The organism is Streptomyces dysideae (assembly GCF_001514305.1).
Classification (GTDB): Bacteria; Actinomycetota; Actinomycetes; order Streptomycetales; family Streptomycetaceae; genus Streptomyces; species Streptomyces dysideae.
In genome coordinates this window covers 1-18,623 of the sequence record NZ_KQ949101.1, presented here as the reverse complement: position 1 = coordinate 18,623, position 18,623 = coordinate 1, and the positions used below count along the sequence as shown (strand labels likewise).

The window sequence follows — 18,623 nt, the reverse complement described above, 5'->3', positions numbered from 1 at the left end:
AGTGGACGTGACCCGCTCCTGTGGCGCATCAGGAAATCGAGTGGTTCCGGCTGCCGACAGCAGCAGTGAGTGTGGGCCCGGGAGTGCCCCCGGGCCCTACTTCAGCCCGGCCGCCGCGCAAGCCGACTTGTACTCCGCCGTGCAGATGTCCGACAGCTTGTAGATGCCGTCGGCGAGGACCGTCTCGTCGATGTTCTTCTTCGTCAGCGCGATCACCGGCACCAGCTTGGCCTGGATGTCCTTGTCGGTCGGGCTGTCGACCCGGTCCCGGGTGAGGGCGTCGAACTGGATGTCCCGGCCCTGCACCTTGGCGACGGCCAGCTCGGCGGCGGCCTCGGCCTCCGCCGGGTACGACTTGTAGACGCTCATGTACTGATCGCCGGTCACGATCCGCTGTACGGCGTCCAGTTCCGCGTCCTGCCCGGTGATGGGCGGCAGCTTGGTCACGCCCGCGGCCTCCAGCGCCTTGATGATGCCGCCGGCCATGCCGTCGTTGGCGGAGTAGACGCCGGCGATGTTGTTCGCGCCGATCGCCGCGATCGCCTCGGTCATGTTGGCCTGGGCGTTCTCCGGCTTCCAGTCCTTGGTGTCGTACGTCTTGGCGATCTGCACCCTGCCGTTGATCTCGGAGAGCGCGCCCGCCTTGAACTGCTTGGCGTTCGGGTCGGTCGGCGAGCCGTTCATCATGACGATCTTGTCGGAGGTGTCGATGTCCTCGCCCAGCGCCTCGATGAGGGAGCGGCCCTGGACCTCGCCGACGAGCTCGTTGTCGAAGGAGATGTACGCGTCGATCGGGCCCTCGGCCAGCCGGTCGTACGCGATGACCGGGATCCCGGCGTCCTTGGCCTTCTTCACGCCGCCCGCGATGGCGTGCGCGTCGACGGCGTCCAGCAGGATCACGTCGACCTGGTCGTCGATCATCTGCTGGAGCTGGCTCGCCTGCGTCTCCGCGGACGCGTCGGCGTTCTGGTAGTCGACCGTGCCGCGCTTCTCGGTGAGCTCGGCGACCTTGTTCTCGATGATGGGGTAGTCGAACTTGTCGTAGCGCGTGTTCGCCTTCTCCGGCAGCAGCAGCCCCACGGTGATGTCGTTGCCCTTGGTCGGGCTCGCGTCGTCGCTGCTCCCCGATGCGTTCAGTACGCCGCAGGCGGCCAGGGAGAGGGTCATCGTGGACGCGGCCACGGTTATGGCGATTCGACGCATCGGGGTGCTCACTTCAGTGGTGCCTTCCGTACGTGGGCGCAGCAGTGCAGCCCATGTGACTGAAAAGCCAACGTGGAGGCACCCCTCACCGTCAAGCGAAACCACTTAACGAGTGCGCAACGCCACGCTCCGCTTCACTGTGAAGACATGACGGAATCCCCTCCAAACGGCCTTTACGTCTACTCCACGCCACACTGCCGGATCTTCCGGTTCCCGATCGGCAGAGATCCGTACAACCAACCCCATACCTCGCGGGTCGAGATCAGGACAGCTTCCAGCACGGCTGTCCAGCCACCAGAGGACCGAATGAACCCAGCCAGACAGTGACCCGGCCATCGCCCAGAACCCTGACCCGCACCGCACCACACCACACCGCAAGGACATCCGTATGACCGTCGCCGAGAACCTCGTCGAGGACAGCCTGTTCGGCCCGCTCACCGTCCGTCTGGACACCGAGCGGGGCGAAGTCACCGTCGAGGGCGCGGCGATACCGCGGATCGTGCTGAGCCGCGCCGCCGGTACCGGGGCCAAGGCCCACATCCCCGTCGGCACCCGGGACGGCGGCCGGCTCACGCTCACCGTCGACGGCACGGAAGTCTCCGTCACTCCGGCCAAGGGGCGGCTGACCCGACGTTCGTACCGGGTCGACGTCCGGCACGCGGGCCACCGCTGGCGGCTGGTGCCGGACTCCGTGCCGGGCAGCCGCCTCCTGCGGGACGGGCGGCGGCTCGGCGACCTCACGTCGGAGGGCGATGGCCGGGTCCTCGTCGAGTGGCGGCCGGACGGCAAGGTGGACGCCCTGGACGCGGCCCTCGGGTACGCGCTCGCAGCCGCCTTCGGCACGGGCGCGCAGTCCGCATGGACGCTGGTCATCGACGTGATCGGCGATCTGCTCCCCTGATGTAGTCCGCCGTACAACCAAATCCGGCCTTGGCTGGTCCTGTTCGGCGACGGTTGATCTCCGCCGTCGCCGAACAGGACCGAAGGACCGCATGAACCCAGTCAGACGTACGACCGCGGCCACCGCGACCGCCGTCGTGCTCGCCACCGCGGGCGGCCTCCTCACCGCCGTCGCCGCGCCCGCCTCCGCCGCCACGACCTGCACCTCGCCGGTCTTCAAGCGGCAGTTCTTCGCGAACACCACCTTCTCCGGCACGCCGAAGAAGACCGACTGCGACTCGGTCATCGACCAGAACTGGGGCACCGGCGCCCCGGCCACCGGACTGCCGAAGAACTACTTCGGCGTCCGCTGGTCCGTGACCCGCGACTTCGGCTCCGGCGGGCCCTTCTCCCTCGCCGCCTCCGGGCTCGACGGCATCCGCGTCTACCTCGACGGCGTCCGCAAGATCAGCCTGTGGAAGAACACCGCCACCACCGTCTCCAAGACGGTCAACGTCACCATCCCGTCCGGCAAACACACCCTCCGCGTCGACTACGTCAACTGGACCGGCAGCGCGAGGGTCAAGTTCCGCTACACGCCCCGCACCTCCGCCACCGTCGACAAGGTCAAGCCGCTCACCCCGACCGGCGTCTCCCTGTCGTACGACGCGGCCACCGGCAAGGCCAGGTTCAGCTGGGCGAGGAACAAGGAGATGGACCTCGCGGGGTACAAGGTGTACCGCCGCCTCAAGGGCACGTCGTACGGCAGCACACCGCTCGCGAGGACCACTTCCACCTCGTACACCGACACCCCGCCCGCGACGGGCGAGATCTACTACTACGAGGTCCGCGCCTACGACAAGGCCGGCAACACCTCCTCCGGCACCGCCGACAAGGGCGTGACCACCGTCGACCGCACAGGTCCGGCCGCGCCCACGGGGCTCACCGCGCACGGTGACCTCTACGGGATGGTGCTGGGCTGGGACGCCGTGTCGGACGCGGTCGGTTACGAGCTGTACGAGAAGGACCCGGCCACCGGCTCGTACACCCTGGTGAAGGCGCTCACCGGCACCTCCTACCTGCACGACGTGGGCCACAACGAGACGCAGCACACCTACGTGGTGCGCGCCCTCGACGCGCTGGGGAACGCCGGCCCGTACTCGGCGCCGGTCAGCTCCGACGGCATCGACCGCGCGGCTCCGGCCCCGCCGCACGGCCTTGAGGTGATCACCCACCACGGCGACGTGCTGGTGACCTGGAACGCACCGTGGCACCCCACCCGCGACGAGCTGGACAACGGCGGCAGCTTCACCGTGCTCCGCTCCGCTGGCAGCACCCTCGGCGCGGACGCGGTACGCCTGGAGTGCGACTACACCACCACGCTCGACACCAGCGACACGTACGTGTTCACCTGCTACGACTCCGACTGGGCGCTCGACACCACCTACACCTACGGCGTCACCTTCACCGACTGGCAGGGCAACGAGTCCGCCCCCTCCGACACCGTCACGGTGACCACGGCCGACCGGGTCGCGCCGCTGCCCGTCACCGGCCTGACCGCGACGCCCCGCGCCGACGGCATGCTGCTGCGCTGGAACGCGCCCGCGGACGACGACATCGACTTCTACCGCGCGGTGCAGGGCGTACGGCAGGCCGACGGCTCGGTCCGGTGGACGAACACCTGTGTCATCGGCAAGGACGATCCTCTGGCCGCCCTGTGCATCGGCATCCCCAACGGCGAGACGGCCGTGTACGCGGTCTACGCGGTCGACGAGTGGGGCAACGCCACCGCCCAGGCCGACTGGTCCACCGTGACCGCCACGGAGCTGGACATCACCCCGGGCGAGCCCATCGGCGCGGACTCCGCTCCGCTGACCGGCGGCGGGGGCTGGACGGTCTCCGAGGCGGCCGGGCCGGTCCAGTGGCACTGCGAGGGCGACATCTGCGCGGACGTCACCGAGTACCGGGTGAGCCGCTGGAACCCCGAGACGGGGACCTACGACCTGCTGGGCACCGTGCCGCCGCAGAACGTCGACTACCACCACTCCTACGCCGACGCCACCCAGCCGCTCGGCTCCATCTCCTACTACCGCGTCGTCGGCGTCCTGGCCGACGGCACCGAGACCGCGGCCGCGCACCCCTGGCGGATCCGTCCGGACCTGGTCTGATCCCCATGCACAGTCATAGAAGGGGCCCGGAGGTTCGCCAACCTCCGGGCCCCTTCTGCGACTTGTCGGTCGTCAGTCGGACGACTGCTGCCGCTTCGGCCGCCACACCACCAGCGCGCTGGTCTGCTGCACCTCCTGGTACGGGACCAGGTCACGGCGGTACGACGCGTGCACCGCGGCCTCGCGCTGCTGCATCGCCGCCGCCGCGCCGTCCAGCGCCGACTCCAGTTCCGCGACCCGGGACTGGAGCGCGGCGACCTGGTTCTCCAGTTCGATGATGCGCTTGATGCCGGCCAGGTTGATGCCCTCGTCCTGCGACAACTGCTGGACGGTGCGCAGCAGTTCGATGTCGCGGGCCGAGTAGCGGCGGCCCCGGCCGGCGGTGCGGTCGGGGGACACCAGGCCGAGGCGGTCGTACTGGCGCAGTGTCTGTGGGTGCAGGCCGGAGAGCTGGGCCGCCACCGAGATGACGTAGACCGGGGTCTCCTCGGTCAGTTCATACGGGTTGCGTCGACGGCCGTCCATCTCGATCAAGCTCCCTTCGCGGCCTGGAACAGCTCCGCCCGTGGATCCTCACCCGCGGTCGCCTCGCGATACGCCTCGAGTGCGTCACGAGCCTTCCCCGAAAGGTCCTTCGGGACACTCACCTCGACGGTGACCAGGAGGTCGCCGCGGGTGCCGTCCTTGCGGACCGCGCCCTTGCCGCGGGCGCGCATGGTGCGGCCGTTGGGCGTGCCCGGCGGCAGTTTCAGGGTGACCGGCGGTCCGCCCAGGGTGGGGACCCTGACCTCGCCACCGAGTGCCGCCTCGGCGAACGTCACCGGCACGGTCACCGTGAGGTTGTCGTCCTTGCGGCCGAACACCGGGTGCGCGCCGACGTGCACCGTGACGTACAGGTCGCCCGCGGGGCCGCCGCGTTCGCCGGGTGCGCCCTTGCCGCGGAGGCGGATGCGCTGGCCGTCGGACACCCCGGCCGGGATGCGGACCTGCATGGTGCGGGACGACTTGGCGCGGCCCGAGCCGTGGCAGACCTCGCAGGGGTTCTCCGCGATCAGGCCGCGACCCTTGCAGTCCGGGCAGGGGTCGGTGAGGGAGAACCCGCCACCGGAGCCCCGGGCGACCTGGCCGGTGCCGACGCATGTCGGGCAGACCCGCGGGTTGCCGTTGGCGTCGCCGGTGCCCGAGCAGGCCTTGCAGGGGGCCTGCGAGGACATCCGCAGCGGGACGGTCGCGCCCTCGATGGCCTCCGTGAAGCTGAGGGTGACCTCGGACTCGATGTCCTGGCCGCGCCTCGGCTGCACGCGTGTGGTGCCGGAGCTGCCGCGGTTGAACAGGCCCCCGAAGACGTCACCGATCCCGCCGCCGAAGCCGCCGGCTCCCCCCTGGCCCTGACCCTGCCCCTGGGCGCCGCCTCCGAAGAGGTCGCCCAGGTCGAAGTTGAAGTTGCCGCCGCCCGCGCCGCCCGGCCCGGGGCGACCGTGCCTATCAAAGAGGGCGCCGTTGCCGAAGAGGGTGCGGGCCTCGTCGTACTCCTTGCGCTTCTTGGGGTCGCCGAGGATGTCGTTCGCCTCGGAGATCTCCTTGAAGCGCTCCTCCGCCTTGGCATTGCCCTTGTTGGCGTCCGGGTGGTACTCGCGGGCGAGCTTTCGGTACGCCTTCTTGATCTCGGCTTCGGTGGCGTCCCTGGGGACGCCGAGGACCTTGTAGTAGTCCTTCTCGATGAAGTCCTTGGTGCTCATCCTCGACGCCCCTCCTTCCTGTCAGTTCTCACGTCAGCCCTCGTCCGGGCCACCGCTCTCCTTGTCGTCCGCCGCCTCCGCGGAATCCGATGAGTCCGCCTTGACGGTCTGCGCGCCCGGCTGCGGTTCGGCGACGGCCACCCGCGCGGGGCGGATGGTGCGCTCGCCGATGCGATACCCGGGCTGGAGAATCGCCACGCAGGTCGTCTCGGTGACGTCGGGCGCGTACGAGTGCATCAGGGCCTCGTGGATCGTCGGGTCGAAGGGTTCGCCCTCCTTGCCGAACTGCTGAAGCCCCATCTTGGCCGCGACGACCTCCAGCGACTCGGCGACGGACTTGAATCCGCCGACGAGTTCGCCGTGTTCCCGTGCGCGGCCGATGTCGTCGAGCACGGGCAGGAGCTCGGTCAGGAGGTTCGCGACGGCGATCTCCTTGACCGTGATCCGGTCGCGCTCCACGCGGCGGCGGTAGTTCTGGAACTCGGCCTGGAGCCGCTGGAGGTCCGCCGTGCGCTCGTCGAGCGCCGTCCGCACCTGGTCCAGCTGAGCCGTCAGGCCTGCGACCTGTGCTGCTGCGTCCCCGGCCGGGGCCGCCCCCTCCTGGGGGGCGGCCTTCGGCTCGGCGTCGTCGGAGGTGGCGCCGGAGGGGACGTCGGGCTTCTCGTCGAAGCCCGGGGTCTCCTCCGTCACGCGGCACCGTCCTTACGCTCGTCGTCCACGATCTCGGCGTCCACGACGTCGTCGTCAGCGGGCTTGGCGCCACCCGGGGCCGCACCCTCGGGACCGCCGGCGGCCTGACCGGCCTGGGCGTCGGCGTACATGGCCTGGCCGACCTTCTGCGAGACCGCGGCGACCTTCTCGGTGGCCGTGCGGATCTCGGCGGTGTCCTCGCCCTTGAGCGCGGTCTTCAGCTCCTCGACGGCGGCCTCGACCTCGGTCTTGACCTCGCCGGGGACCTTGTCCTCGTTGTCCTTGAGGAACTTCTCCGTCTGGTAGACGAGCTGCTCGCCCTGGTTGCGGGTCTCGGCGGCCTCGCGGCGGCGGTGGTCCTCGTCCGCGTACTGCTCGGCCTCCTGACGCATCCGGTCGACCTCGTCCTTCGGCAGCGAGGAGCCGCCGGTGACGGTCATCTTCTGCTCCTTGCCCGTGCCGAGGTCCTTCGCGGTCACGTGCATGATGCCGTTGGCGTCGATGTCGAAGGACACCTCGATCTGCGGGACACCGCGGGGCGCCGGCGGCAGACCGGTCAGCTCGAACATCCCGAGCTTCTTGTTGTATGCCGCGATCTCGCGCTCGCCCTGGTAGACCTGGATCTGCACGGACGGCTGGTTGTCCTCGGCCGTCGTGAAGATCTCGGAGCGCTTCGTCGGGATCGTGGTGTTGCGCTCGATCAGCTTGGTCATGATGCCGCCCTTGGTCTCGATACCGAGGGACAGCGGGGTCACGTCGAGGAGCAGGACGTCCTTGACCTCACCCTTGAGGACACCGGCCTGGAGCGAGGCGCCGATGGCGACGACCTCGTCCGGGTTCACACCCTTGTTGGCGTCCTTGCCGCCGGTCAGCTCCTTGACGAGCTCGGCGACGGCGGGCATACGGGTGGAGCCGCCGACGAGGACGACGTGGTCGATCTCGCTGAGCGCGATACCGGCGTCCTTGATGACGTTGTGGAACGGCGTCTTGCAGCGCTCCAGCAGGTCGGCCGTCAGCTGCTGGAACTGGGCGCGGGTGAGCTTCTCGTCCAGGTGCAGCGGGCCTTCGGCGGACGCGGTGATGTACGGCAGGTTGATCGAGGTCTCGGTGGACGAGGACAGCTCGATCTTGGCCTTCTCGGCGGCCTCGCGGAGGCGCTGGAGGGCCATCTTGTCCTTGCCGAGGTCCACGCCGTGGCCGGCCGCGAACTGCTTGACCAGGTAGTCGACGACGCGCTGGTCCCAGTCGTCACCACCGAGGTGGTTGTCGCCGTTGGTGGCCTTCACCTCGACGACGCCGTCGCCGATCTCCAGCAGGGACACGTCGAAGGTGCCGCCGCCGAGGTCGAAGACGAGGATCGTCTGGTCGTCCTTGTCGAGGCCGTAGGCGAGCGCGGCCGCGGTGGGCTCGTTGACGATGCGCAGGACGTTGAGACCGGCGATCTCACCGGCCTCCTTGGTCGCCTGGCGCTCGGAGTCGTTGAAGTAGGCCGGGACGGTGATGACCGCGTCCGTGACCTTCTCGCCCAGGTAGGACTCGGCGTCCCGCTTCAGCTTCTGCAGGATGAAGGCGCTCATCTGCTGCGGGTTGAAGTGCTTCCCGTCGAGCTCGATCTTCCAGTCCGTACCCATGTGACGCTTGACGGACCGAATCGTCCGGTCCACGTTCGTGACCGCCTGACGCTTGGCCACCTCGCCGACGAGCACCTCACCGTTCTTGGCGAAGGCGACGACGGACGGCGTGGTCCTGGCGCCCTCGGCGTTGGTGATGACGGTGGGCTCGCCGCCCTCCAGAACGCTGACGACGGAGTTAGTCGTGCCCAGGTCGATGCCGACCGCACGTGCCATGGTTGATTCCTCCAGCTGACTTGAGTGGAACGGACTCAAGTGTGCACGACGCCCACCGCTCGGTCAACAGACCTGAGTCGGGCGGACTCAACTCTTATCCGTTCCTTACGCGCAACTGGGCTCCGACCTGCGGAGATACGGTTCGACGAGGGCCGTAGGACTTGACACGCAGGAGTGCGAGTACGACGACCAGGGCGCCCGCACCCACCCAGTACACCCCGGATTCCGCGACCCACCCCAGGTGCACGAGGACTCCGACGAGTACCCCGCAGAAGGCGCCGGCACCGAGGAGGACGGTCACCCCCTGCGGCGTCAGCCCGAGCCGCCGCAGCCGGTGGGCGAGATGGTCGGGCCCCCGGCGCAGCAGCGGCCGCCCGGACAGCCGCCGGGAGAGGACCACGAGGACGACGTCGGCACTGGCGACGGCGGTGAGAGCGAACAACACCCCCACACTGGACGTGAGTTCGTGCCCGGCACGGGTGACGACCGCGGCGGCGGCGAGCACGAACCCGGTGAACAGCGACCCGCACGCCCCGAAGGCCATGCGCGCGGGATGCCAGCCGTACATGAGGAACCCGGTCAGCGCGGCGGCCAGCACGCTCAGCAGCACCGCAAGACCGTCCATCACCTCGGCCGCGGCACAGGCCCCGACCCCGAAGGCGGTGACGACGCCGACGGTGCCCACGAGGGTGTCGGCGTGGTCGAGGGCCCGGAACCCGGCGGCCACGAACACGATCCAGCCGACGGCGAGCAGCCCGCCGAGGACGCCGGTCTCCCGGTACGGCACGACGAGCGCCGCCGCCACGGCCGTACCGCCGAACAGGAACCGCGTCTTCACCCGCCGCACGTCGGCGACCAGCCCGAGCACGGCGACGCCGGCCCCGGCGACGAGCAGCCGCCCGACCTCGCCCCCGAGCGGCGCGACGCCCGTCCAGCCCCCGACCCCGGCGACCAGCCCGACGGCGAGCACGACGGCGGCCCCGCCGAGCACCGGGAGCGGCCGGTGTCTGCGCCGGTCGACGATGCCGAGGCGCAGGGCGGGGGCACGAAGGAGGGCGGTGAGGACGGCGGCGAGGAGCAGGGCGGTGGTGGCGGCGATCCCATAGAGCACGGATTTACGTTAGTGCCGGATGCCCCGATTCGTCGCGAATAACACGATCGGTTCTTAAGGTAACCCTGAGCGATTCAGATCACCCCGCACCCGGCTACAGTGCGACGGAGGATGGGGGTAGTCTCAGACGGACTGCATAAGTTACCGCTTAGTAATGTCGCTCGACTGAACCCCTCGCAGGCCCGAGGAGCCCCGAAATGCAACTCGCCGCGATCATCGTGTCGCTGGTTCTGACCGTGGTCGGCGTCGCGCTGCTCGCACGCGCCATCGGCCAGTTCGTCCGGTACTTCAAGCTCGGCCAGCCGGTGCCTGCCGGCACCCGGACCGACAACCCCTACCAGCGCAGTGTGACGCTGGTGAAGGAGTTCCTCGGCCACACGAGGATGAACCGCTGGGGCATCGTCGGCATCGCCCACTGGTTCGTGGCGGTCGGCTTCCTCACGCTGCCGCCGACCCTGGCCCAGGCGTTCGGCCAGCTCTTCGAGGCCGACTGGACGCTGCCGGTCATCGGTGAGTTCCTGCCGTTCGAGCTGTACATCGAGTTCATCGGCGTGATGACGGTCCTGGGCATCGCGGTGCTCATGGTGATCCGGCTGCTGAGCCTGCCCTCGCGAGCCGGCCGCAAGTCCCGCTTCGCCGGCTCCAAGGCAGGCCAGGCGTACTTCGTCGAGTACGTCATCCTCACCATCGGCCTCGCCATCTACGTCCTGCGCGGCCTCGAGGGCGCGCTGCACCACGTGGAGCACTACGAGGCCGGGTACTTCGCCTCGTACCCGCTGGTCCTGGCCTTCAAGGGGCTGTCGCTCGGCACGCTGCAGAACCTGGTCTACCTCACCGCGATGGTGAAGATCAGCACCTCGTTCATCTGGATGATCGTGGTCTCGCTGAACACCAACATGGGTGTGGCCTGGCACCGCTTCCTCGCGTTCCCGAACATCTGGTTCAAGCGCGAGGCGACCGGTGGGACCGCGCTGGGCGCTCTCCAGCCGATGACGTCGGGCGGCAAGCCGATCGACTTCACCGACCCCGGCGAGGACGACGTCTTCGGCGTATCGCAGGTCGAGCAGTTCTCCTGGAAGGGCCTGCTGGACTTCTCGACGTGCACCGAGTGCGGCCGCTGCCAGTCGCAGTGCCCCGCCTGGAACACCGGCAAGCCGCTCTCCCCCAAGCTGCTGATCATGTCCCTGCGGGACCACGCGCACGCCAAGGCGCCGTACCTGCTGGCCGGCGGTGGCAAGACGATGGAGGGCGAGGAGAAGGCGTCCGAGGAGCAGCTGGCTTCTGTGCCTGCGGCTGCGTTGGCGGAGGCCGAGCGGCCCCTCATCGGCACCGCCGAAGCTGCATCTGATAGCGGCTTCGCCGCGGGCGGCGTCATCGACCCCGACGTCCTGTGGTCCTGCACCACCTGCGGCGCCTGCGTCGAGCAGTGCCCGGTGGACATCGAGCACATCGACCACATCGTCGACATGCGCCGCTACCAGGTGATGATCGAGAGCGCGTTCCCGTCCGAGGCGGGCACGATGCTCAAGAACCTGGAGAAGAAGGGCAACCCCTGGGGCCTGGCCAAGAAGCAGCGCCTGGAGTGGACGAAGGAAGTCGACTTCGAGGTGCCGGTCGTCGGCAAGGACCTCGAGGACCTGTCCGAGGTCGAGTACCTGTACTGGGTCGGCTGCGCGGGCGCGCTCGAAGACCGCGCGAAGAAGACGACGAAGGCCTTCGCGGAACTGCTGCACATGGCGGGCGTGAAGTTCGCGATCATGGGCGGCGACGAGAAGTGCACGGGTGACTCGGCGCGGCGCCTCGGCAACGAGCCGCTGTTCCAGGAGCTCGGCATGGAGAACGTGGCCGCGCTGAACATGGCGTTCGGCGAAGACGACGAGGACGAGTCCACCCGTAAGCCCAAGTCCGCGAAGAAGATCGTCGCGACCTGCCCGCACTGCCTCAACACCCTCGGCAACGAGTACCCGCAGCTCGGCGGCGACTACGAGGTCATCCACCACACCCAGCTGCTCCAGCACCTGGTGGACGAGGGCAAGCTGATCCCGGTCACGCCGGTCGAGGGCATCATCACCTACCACGACCCGTGCTACCTGGGCCGCCACAACAAGATCTACACGCCTCCGCGCGAGATCATGACCGCCGTGCCCGGCCTGCGCCAGCAGGAGATGCACCGCCACAAGGAGCGCGGCTTCTGCTGTGGCGCCGGTGGCGCGCGGATGTGGATGGAGGAGCGGATCGGTAAGCGCATCAACAACGAGCGCGTCGACGAGGCCCTGTCGGTGAACCCCGACATCGTGTCGACGGCCTGCCCCTTCTGCCTGGTCATGCTGACCGACTCGGTCAACGGCAAGAAGAACGAGGGCAAGGCCAAGGAGTCCATCCAGGTCGTGGACGTCGCCCAGCTGCTGCTGGAGTCGGTGAAGACGCCGGTGGATCCGGAGGACTCGGCGGAGACGGCGAGCGAGCCGGAGCCTGAGCCCGTGAAGTAGCCGCTACGGCGCTTTCGACGCCCTCTGTCCATTCCGGGCAGGGGGCGTCGTCGCTCGCCAAGCTCGACGACCCGCGCACCGAGGCCGCGATCGAGCGAGTGGAGCCGCTCGGCGACCTTTACCGACCTGACCACCGGGTCAGCGCCCTGTGGACCTGGCAGTGGCAGAAGCAGCACGCGACCGACGAACAGTGACCCGCATACAGGAGACTGGGGTTCCGTAACCCCGCCGCCGCTCCTCCCGAAAGGACCCCGCGTGATCATCTTCGGTACCAAGGGCTACCTCTACCAGCTCGCGATACTCACCCTCGTGTGCGGCCACTGCGGCAACCCCTCCGCGCACACGCTCCGCAAGCGCGTCACCAAGTTCACGCTGTTCTTCGTGCCGCTGTTCCCGTTCTCGACGAAGTACACGACGCAGTGCACCTTCTGCGGCGCGGAGCAGAAGATCACCGAGGAGCAGGCGGAGCAGCTCCAGGCGCAGGCCGCGAGCGGCCAGGCCGGCCAGCCGTACGGCCAGCCTCAGCAGCAGCCGTACCAGCACTGAACGCCGGGCTGCCGTCAGTCCCCGCCCGGCCCCGGCGGCCGGCGTCGCGGAGGATGTGGTCGGCGGTCTCGTCGGCCGTGAGGACCGCGGTGCCGAAGGGACTGTCACCCCACCTCGAACGCATGCATCATTACGGGGTCGTTGCCCATGATGCTGACGAGGTGAACGGTGCGCGCGCGAAGAGACGGGATCCGTACGGCGGCCCTCTGCGGCACCCTGCTGCTGGCCACCGCCTGCGGGCCCACCCCCGCCCCTGACGCCGCCGAGCGCACCCCCGTACAGATCGCCAAGGCCCCCACCCACCTCCCCGTCCCGCCCGGCAAGGGCAGCGAGACCCCGGACGACTTCAACGGCGACGGCCACCGCGACCTCGTCCTCAACGACCTGGTCAAGGCCGACGCGCACACCGACGACGCGGGGATCGGCGTCGTCTACGGCGGCGAGCGCGGACTCACCCCGGGCGCCTGGCAGTTGATCGCCCCGCGGAAGCAGGCCGCGCCGACCAAGGGCCAACTGCCCGCCGTCTTCGACGCGGAGGCGGCCTGCGATCTCGACAAGGACGGCTTCACCGACCTGGTCGTCTCCACCGACCCGCCCTACGACGGGCAGGGCCGGCCCCCGGTCCCCCTCCAGCTCCTCTTCGGCTCCCCGGCCGGCCTCACCGGCAAGGCGGTCAAGCTCGTCGTCCCGGCCACCGCCCGGGCCGGCAACGACTGGCCCGACCAGCCGGTGTGCGGGGACTTCGACGGCGACGCCGCGGAGGACCTGGTCGTACACGCGTCGGGAGGCCGACTGAGCTTCCTGCGGGGGCCGTTCAGCCGTAGGGGCACCCCCCGTGCGGCAGGCGCCCCCATCCCGTCGCCGGGCGAGGCCCCCACGGGCCCGGCCGCCGACGTGAACCGTGACGGATACGACGACCTGGTGGTCCGTACGACGGAGGGGACGGGCAAATCGGCGGTGGTCCTCGGCGGCCCGACGGGGCCGACGCGCACGGGGGTTGTCCTGCCGTCCGGCATCGATGTGGCCTTCGGCGCGTTCGGCAAGGGCGAGGCCCTGGACGCGGCGGTCGGCGCGACGGGCGGCACAGCCCTGCGCTACGACCTGTCGACGGTCGCCGTGCGCGGCACGCTCGATGTCGCCGGTTCGATGCTGGACGCGGCCGACTTCGACGGCGACGGGCTGAGCGAACTCATCTCCAGCGGCTCACGGTTGAGGGTCTTCCGAGGTCGCACGGCGGGACTCTCGACGGCGGGCATGGTGACCGTGGAACCCGCCGCTCGCGGCACCACCCGCGTGGTGGCGGTGGGCGACTTCGACGGCGACGGACGGGCGGACCTGGCGGTGCGGACATACGTCGGCGAGACGAAGGACACCGTGGCCGTGTACCCGGGGTTGAAGAAGGGGCTGGTCGCGGCGGAGCCTTCGGTGTCCTTCTCCAGCTCGGAGTTCCTGGCGCCGTAAGGCAGGTTCATCGAACGCACGTACAACCCTGACGCGCCTGCAAGGGTCTCCTGAGCACCGGACCTTTCACTCCCCACAGGAGAACCCGCATGCGCAAGCAGCACCCGCGCCCAGCACGACTCGCCCTCGCGACGGCCGCCGCCGCCGCGCTGACCGGCGGTCTGCTCAACTTCGCGGCCGTACCGGCGACCGCCGCCGACGCGAACCGCAACTACGAGGCGGACTTCAACGGCGACGGCTACGGCGACGTCGCGTTCGCCGCCCCGTACGTGAAGCTCGGCGACAAGGGCTTCGCCGGGTACGTCGCCGTGGTCCACGGCGGCCCGGCCGGCCTCGACCCGGCCAAGCGCACGGTCGTCCATCAGGACACCCCGGGTGTGCCCGGCACCGTGGAGACCGAGGACACCTTCGGTTCCGCGCTCGCCGTGGCCGACCTCGACGGCGACGGCTACACCGACCTCGCGGTGGGCGCGGCCGGCGAGGACGGCGGCGAGGGTTCGGTCACCATCCTGTGGGGTTCGGCGAGCGGCCTCGCGAACGGCACCACGGTCGCCGACCCGGAGCCCGCCGCGCACGGCGAGTGGGGCAAGCTGCTGACCGCCGGCGACTTCGACGGCGACGGCAGGACCGACCTGGCGGTCGGTACCGGCTCCGGGCACGTGTACGTCATCAAGGGCGGCTTCACCCCCGACGGCACGGCCGGCGCCGCACAGCGCATCGACGTCCCCGACCAGGCGTACGCCATCGACGCCATGGCCGCGGGCGACACCAACGCCGACGGCAACGCCGACCTCGTCCTCACGTACCGCACCGACCAGACCTCGTCCCCGTCGGGCAGCTGGTCCAAGGGCGTGGCGTATCTGGGCTCGTCCTCCGGGCCGGACGCCTCGGTCCCCCGCCCGCTGAACGGCGGGACGTCGATCGCCCTGGGCGACATCAACGGCGACGGCTACGACGAGATCGCCCTCGGCAACGTCTTCACCAAGGAGGACGACCACAGCGGCAGCCTCGGCGGCAAGGTCGTCGTCATCCGCGGCTCGGAGGGCGGCCCCGTCAACGGCGACGCACCCATGGCCGAACTCACCCAGTCCGCCACGGGAGTTCCGGGCGCCGACGAAGCCCGCGACGGCTTCGGCAGCGCGGTCTCCATCGCCGACGTCAACGGCGACGGCTACGGCGAGCTCGCCATCGGCGTCGTCTTCGAGGACCTCGGCACGACGGAGGACGCCGGCGCGGCCATCGTCATGAACGGCGCGTCCTCGGGGGTCTCCCGCACCGGCGCCCGCACGGTCACGCAGAACACCTCCGGTGTCCCCGGCACCGCCGAGGCCATGGACTACTTCGGCTCGGATCTCCTCCTGTCCGACGTCACCGGCGACGGCCACGCCGACCTCACGGTGACGGCCGGCTTCGAGGACGACGGCATCGGCGCGATCAGCGCCCTGCGCTCCACGGCGACGGGCATCACCACCGAGGGCGCCCGCACGTTCGGGCCGGGCAGTCTGGGGCAGCCGCGGTCGTACGGGGCGTTCGGCGCGGGCCTGATCGGCTGATCGGACCGCACCCGGCGGCAAAAGGGGCTTCCCCGCCGCGCCCTCACCCGCAAGGCCCTCACTGACGGCATGCTGCTCACCGGCCTGAACAAGGACGGCAAGGCCGATCTGCTGGTCGGCTCGGACGGCTCGGACGGCTCGGACGGCTCGGACGGCGAGAACGACGGGGACGGCCTCGTCACCGTCATGAAGGGCTCGGCCTCGGGCATCACGGCGTCCGGTGCGACGACGTACGGCCCGAGCGGCTTCGGCATCTCCACCGGCGACAACCCTCGACTCGGCACGATCATGGTCGGCCAGACCCAAGGAGCTTCCTCCCCCATGCGCAGACACACCTCGGCGGCCCTGGCCGCCGCCCTCCTCACCGCGGGCCTGACCCCGCTCGTCCTGAGCGCCCCGGCGTCCGCCGCGGTCGCCAAGCACTACGACGACTTCAACGGCGACGGCTACCGCGACGTGGCGTACGGCCACTACTACAAAGGCATCTCCGGCGACGACGGCTGGGAGGGCGGCGCCGTCAACGTCGTCTACGGCAAGGCCGGCGGCCTCGACACCTCCCGCACCCAGGTGATCCACCAGGACAGCGCGGGCATCCCCGGCACCGGTGAAGAAGACGACACGTTCGGCGAGTCGATCACCAGCGCGGACCTCAACAAGGACGGCTACGCGGACCTGATCGTCGGCAACTCGATGGAGACGGTCGGCAGCACCCAGTACCGCGGCACGGTCACCATCGTCTGGGGCTCCAGGTCCGGCCTGGCCGGCGGCACCAACGTGACCCCGAAGTCCGGCGCCGCCGGCTACTTCGGCCGCGACCTCGCCACCGGCGACTTCAACGGCGACGGCTCACCCGACCTCGCGGTCATCGGTGGCCACGAAACCTGGCTGTACCGCGGCGGCTTCACCAAGTCCGGGACGACGGGCAGCGTCAGCAAGATCGACAAGACGGGCCAGGGCTGGTACTCGTCCGGCCTCGCCGCCGGCAAGGTCAACGGCGACGGCAAGACCGACCTGGTGGTACTCGGCGAGCAGTTCATCGACAACAAGCCGGTCCCCCGCATCTGGTTCCTCAAGGGCGCCTCGGGCGGCCTGACTTCGGGCGCCTCCAAGACGTACACCAGCGCTCCCTGGACCGCGGCGATCGGCGACTTCAACAAGGACGGCTACGGCGACATCGCCGTCGGCCTGCCCGACAACAACAGCGGCAAGGGCATCGTCAGCGTCTGGCGCGGCACATCCTCCGGCCCGAGCGGCTCGATGACGTACAACCAGGCCAGCTCCGGCGTCTCCGGCAGCCCCGAGGCGGACGACAACTTCGGCTACGCCGTCTCGGCCGGCGACACCAACGGCGACGGCTACGCGGACCTGGCGGTCGGCGTGCCGAACGAGGACGTGAACGGCCTGGTGGACCAGGGCGGCGTCCACGTCTTCCGGGGTGGCTCCGGCGGCCTGGACGGTGCGCGGTCCTCGTGGATCCGGCAGACGGTTCAGGGTGCGGCCGACTCGTATGTGTCCTTCGGCTACGCCCTCCGCCTGCGCGACGTGACAGGCGACGGCAAGGCGGACCTGGGCATCGGCGCGGTGGACGGCAGCGTGCTGCTGCGCGGCTCGAGCAGTGGGCCGACGGCAACCGGGCTGATCGAACTGCCGGAGATGGGCGGGTCGTTCAGCGACTGAGGTGACGTATGAGGGCGGCGAGTCCGGTGGCGGTGGTGGTGATCGTCGTGCCGGGCTCGTCGCTTTCGCGGAGGTGGACTGCGTCCTGGCGGGCGGCGACCTCAACGCAGTCGGGGGCGTCGCCCCCACCGGAGAAGGAAGACTTCTGCCAGGCGTGCTGGGTCATGTCGAGGCCTTTCACATCTGCTGAGCGAGGCGATGGATGAAGTCCCTTGACTCTACGATGCCCAGGGCCGCCTCCTCGATCGTGCCGAGGATCGCCCGGTAGCGGTTGAGCTGTGCCTCCGCGTCCAGGTAGGCACCGTCGTGCACGATGTCCACCAGGACGGTGTCCAACTGTGCAACGGGACCACTCGCGTACACCACCGGAGTGGTGCTGATCGCGGCGACGCCATCCACATCGAACGGCACGACACGCACGGTCACTTGAGGCTGCTCTGACCGCTCCAGGATGTGCAGCAGCTGATCTCGGGCCACCTTGCTGTCAGCAGCCCGGATCCGTAGCGCCGCTTCGTGAATCACAGCTGTGTAGGGGAGCTTGCCCAGAACCTCCTGGCGGCGCAGCCGAAAACGTACCCGCGCTTCGCGCTGTTCTTCGGGGAGCGCCGGCACCGACGCGGAGAAGATGCCCCGCATCTGTTCCTCGGTCTGCAACAGCCCCGGGACGTGCACGGTCTGGTAGGTCGTCAACCTGGCAGCGTGGTACTCAAGTTCCGCCACCTGCAGGTACCCGGCAGGCACCGTCTCCCGGTGCTCCTCCCACCATCCGCGCACCCGCTCGGTCGCCATGGCCACCAGCGCGTCAATGAGAGCGGCGTCATCACACGCGTAACGGCTGGCCCAATGCCGTACGCGCTCGGCACTCACCCCAACGCGGGCTACCTCGGTGGCAGAGAGCTTGCTCTCGGCGATCCCCAACGTACGCGCCGCCTCCCGGCCGCTGAGCCCTGCCCTCTCTCGGAGTTTGCGCAGTTCAGCGCCGAGCCGCTCCTGGCGAGCCGTGATGATGCTCCGTGCCGGCATGTGCCCATCCTGTTCCGGGAGTTGAGGAACCCAGTATCCCGTTCCACTTGACGGGGTTCAATTGAACCCCCTACCGTCGGTGACGTACCGACCACTCCCCGGAGCGGAAGTGCATCACCGCGCCCTGCCCTCAACCCACCGCGCGGCCGACGGAGCCACCGCCCCCAACCCCACACACCCCAGACACACCGGGAGCCCCCATGCCCTCACCCTGGGGATGGAATACACCCTCTACAT

The 18,623-nt window shown here is 69.7% G+C and carries 15 protein-coding genes; 7 read left to right on the top strand and 8 right to left on the bottom strand.

The features are described 5' to 3' along the window. Positions 1-96: 96 nt before the first annotated feature. Entirely contained in the window at positions 97-1,203 is a 1,107-nt protein-coding gene (locus AQJ91_RS33055; RefSeq protein WP_067028959.1) for a sugar ABC transporter substrate-binding protein, read from the bottom strand. A 388-nt stretch (positions 1,204-1,591) separates the two neighbouring features. Here AQJ91_RS33055 and AQJ91_RS33050 point away from each other — a divergent pair, with 388 nt between their 5' ends. Together AQJ91_RS33050 and AQJ91_RS33045 are read left to right on the top strand one after the other, a co-directional pair. Then, positions 1,592-2,104, top strand: a complete 513-nt coding sequence (locus AQJ91_RS33050; RefSeq protein WP_067028957.1) for a hypothetical protein — start codon at positions 1,592-1,594, stop codon at positions 2,102-2,104. Between the two features lie 91 nt (positions 2,105-2,195). Further along, positions 2,196-4,250, top strand: coding sequence for a fibronectin type III domain-containing protein (locus AQJ91_RS33045; protein ID WP_067028955.1), 2,055 nt, complete (start codon positions 2,196-2,198; stop codon positions 4,248-4,250). A gap of 72 nt (positions 4,251-4,322) precedes the next feature. Here the strand turns inward: AQJ91_RS33045 and AQJ91_RS33040 are convergent, their stop codons facing one another. From AQJ91_RS33040 to AQJ91_RS33020, 5 genes are all read right to left on the bottom strand, one after another. Continuing rightward, on the bottom strand, positions 4,323-4,775 hold the full coding sequence (locus AQJ91_RS33040; RefSeq protein ID WP_067028953.1) for a heat shock protein transcriptional repressor HspR: 453 nt from the start codon (positions 4,773-4,775) through the stop codon (positions 4,323-4,325). Between the two features lie 5 nt (positions 4,776-4,780). Then, positions 4,781-5,989 carry a molecular chaperone DnaJ gene (gene dnaJ / locus AQJ91_RS33035; RefSeq protein ID WP_067028951.1) on the bottom strand — a complete coding sequence of 403 codons (1,209 nt, stop codon included), beginning with the start codon at positions 5,987-5,989 and terminating at the stop codon, positions 4,781-4,783. A 33-nt stretch (positions 5,990-6,022) separates the two neighbouring features. Continuing rightward, on the bottom strand, positions 6,023-6,679 hold the full coding sequence (grpE, locus tag AQJ91_RS33030) for a nucleotide exchange factor GrpE (protein ID WP_067028949.1): 657 nt from the start codon (positions 6,677-6,679) through the stop codon (positions 6,023-6,025). Beyond that, positions 6,676-8,526: a molecular chaperone DnaK gene (gene dnaK, locus AQJ91_RS33025; protein WP_067028947.1), complete on the bottom strand. Its 1,851-nt coding sequence runs from the start codon at positions 8,524-8,526 to the stop codon at positions 6,676-6,678. Before dnaK ends, grpE begins: the two co-directional genes overlap by 4 nt. A 94-nt stretch (positions 8,527-8,620) precedes the next feature. Beyond that, positions 8,621-9,637: an MraY family glycosyltransferase gene (locus AQJ91_RS33020; RefSeq protein ID WP_067028945.1), complete on the bottom strand. Its 1,017-nt coding sequence runs from the start codon at positions 9,635-9,637 to the stop codon at positions 8,621-8,623. Between the two features lie 197 nt (positions 9,638-9,834). On the opposite strand from AQJ91_RS33020, the gene AQJ91_RS33015 reads away from it, so the two are divergent. The 5 genes from AQJ91_RS33015 (at position 9,835) to AQJ91_RS32995 (ending at position 17,363) form a co-directional block, all read left to right on the top strand. Next, positions 9,835-12,126 carry a (Fe-S)-binding protein gene (locus AQJ91_RS33015; protein ID WP_067028943.1) on the top strand — a complete coding sequence of 764 codons (2,292 nt, stop codon included), beginning with the start codon at positions 9,835-9,837 and terminating at the stop codon, positions 12,124-12,126. Between the two features lie 255 nt (positions 12,127-12,381). Further along, positions 12,382-12,672 carry a zinc-ribbon domain-containing protein gene (locus tag AQJ91_RS33010; protein ID WP_067028941.1) on the top strand — a complete coding sequence of 97 codons (291 nt, stop codon included), beginning with the start codon at positions 12,382-12,384 and terminating at the stop codon, positions 12,670-12,672. 168 nt (positions 12,673-12,840) lie between these two features. Next, positions 12,841-14,133 carry an FG-GAP-like repeat-containing protein gene (locus tag AQJ91_RS33005; RefSeq protein ID WP_067028939.1) on the top strand — a complete coding sequence of 431 codons (1,293 nt, stop codon included), beginning with the start codon at positions 12,841-12,843 and terminating at the stop codon, positions 14,131-14,133. A gap of 89 nt (positions 14,134-14,222) precedes the next feature. Then, positions 14,223-15,686, top strand: a complete 1,464-nt coding sequence (locus AQJ91_RS33000) for an FG-GAP and VCBS repeat-containing protein (protein ID WP_067028937.1) — start codon at positions 14,223-14,225, stop codon at positions 15,684-15,686. A gap of 321 nt (positions 15,687-16,007) precedes the next feature. After that, on the top strand, positions 16,008-17,363 hold the full coding sequence (locus AQJ91_RS32995) for an FG-GAP and VCBS repeat-containing protein (RefSeq protein ID WP_067029186.1): 1,356 nt from the start codon (positions 16,008-16,010) through the stop codon (positions 17,361-17,363). On the opposite strand, the gene AQJ91_RS32990 is transcribed toward AQJ91_RS32995, so the two are convergent. Both AQJ91_RS32990 and AQJ91_RS32985 read right to left on the bottom strand, forming a co-directional pair. Next, positions 17,353-17,529 (bottom strand): DUF397 domain-containing protein, encoded by a 177-nt coding sequence (locus tag AQJ91_RS32990; protein ID WP_067029184.1) that lies wholly within the window; start codon positions 17,527-17,529, stop codon positions 17,353-17,355. The two genes, AQJ91_RS32995 and AQJ91_RS32990, sit on opposite strands and share 11 nt — an antisense overlap. A gap of 11 nt (positions 17,530-17,540) precedes the next feature. Next, entirely contained in the window at positions 17,541-18,386 is an 846-nt protein-coding gene (locus tag AQJ91_RS32985; protein ID WP_067028935.1) for a Scr1 family TA system antitoxin-like transcriptional regulator, read from the bottom strand. Positions 18,387-18,623: the final 237 nt, after the last annotated feature.

Bases quoted from the DNA above. Each gene is read 5' to 3' on its own strand.
- AQJ91_RS33050 (WP_067028957.1), top strand. From the start codon at position 1,592: ATGACCGTCGCCGAGAACCTCGTCGAGGACAGCCTGTTCGGCCCGCTC.
- AQJ91_RS32990 (WP_067029184.1), bottom strand. From the start codon at position 17,529: ATGACCCAGCACGCCTGGCAGAAGTCTTCCTTCTCCGGTGGGGGCGAC.
- AQJ91_RS32995 (WP_067029186.1), top strand. From the start codon at position 16,008: ATGCGCAGACACACCTCGGCGGCCCTGGCCGCCGCCCTCCTCACCGCG.
- AQJ91_RS33045 (WP_067028955.1), top strand. From the start codon at position 2,196: ATGAACCCAGTCAGACGTACGACCGCGGCCACCGCGACCGCCGTCGTG.
- dnaK (WP_067028947.1), bottom strand. From the start codon at position 8,526: ATGGCACGTGCGGTCGGCATCGACCTGGGCACGACTAACTCCGTCGTC.
- AQJ91_RS32985 (WP_067028935.1), bottom strand. From the start codon at position 18,386: ATGCCGGCACGGAGCATCATCACGGCTCGCCAGGAGCGGCTCGGCGCT.
- AQJ91_RS33000 (WP_067028937.1), top strand. From the start codon at position 14,223: ATGCGCAAGCAGCACCCGCGCCCAGCACGACTCGCCCTCGCGACGGCC.
- AQJ91_RS33040 (WP_067028953.1), bottom strand. From the start codon at position 4,775: ATGGACGGCCGTCGACGCAACCCGTATGAACTGACCGAGGAGACCCCG.
- AQJ91_RS33055 (WP_067028959.1), bottom strand. From the start codon at position 1,203: ATGCGTCGAATCGCCATAACCGTGGCCGCGTCCACGATGACCCTCTCC.
- dnaJ (WP_067028951.1), bottom strand. From the start codon at position 5,989: ATGAGCACCAAGGACTTCATCGAGAAGGACTACTACAAGGTCCTCGGC.
- AQJ91_RS33015 (WP_067028943.1), top strand. From the start codon at position 9,835: ATGCAACTCGCCGCGATCATCGTGTCGCTGGTTCTGACCGTGGTCGGC.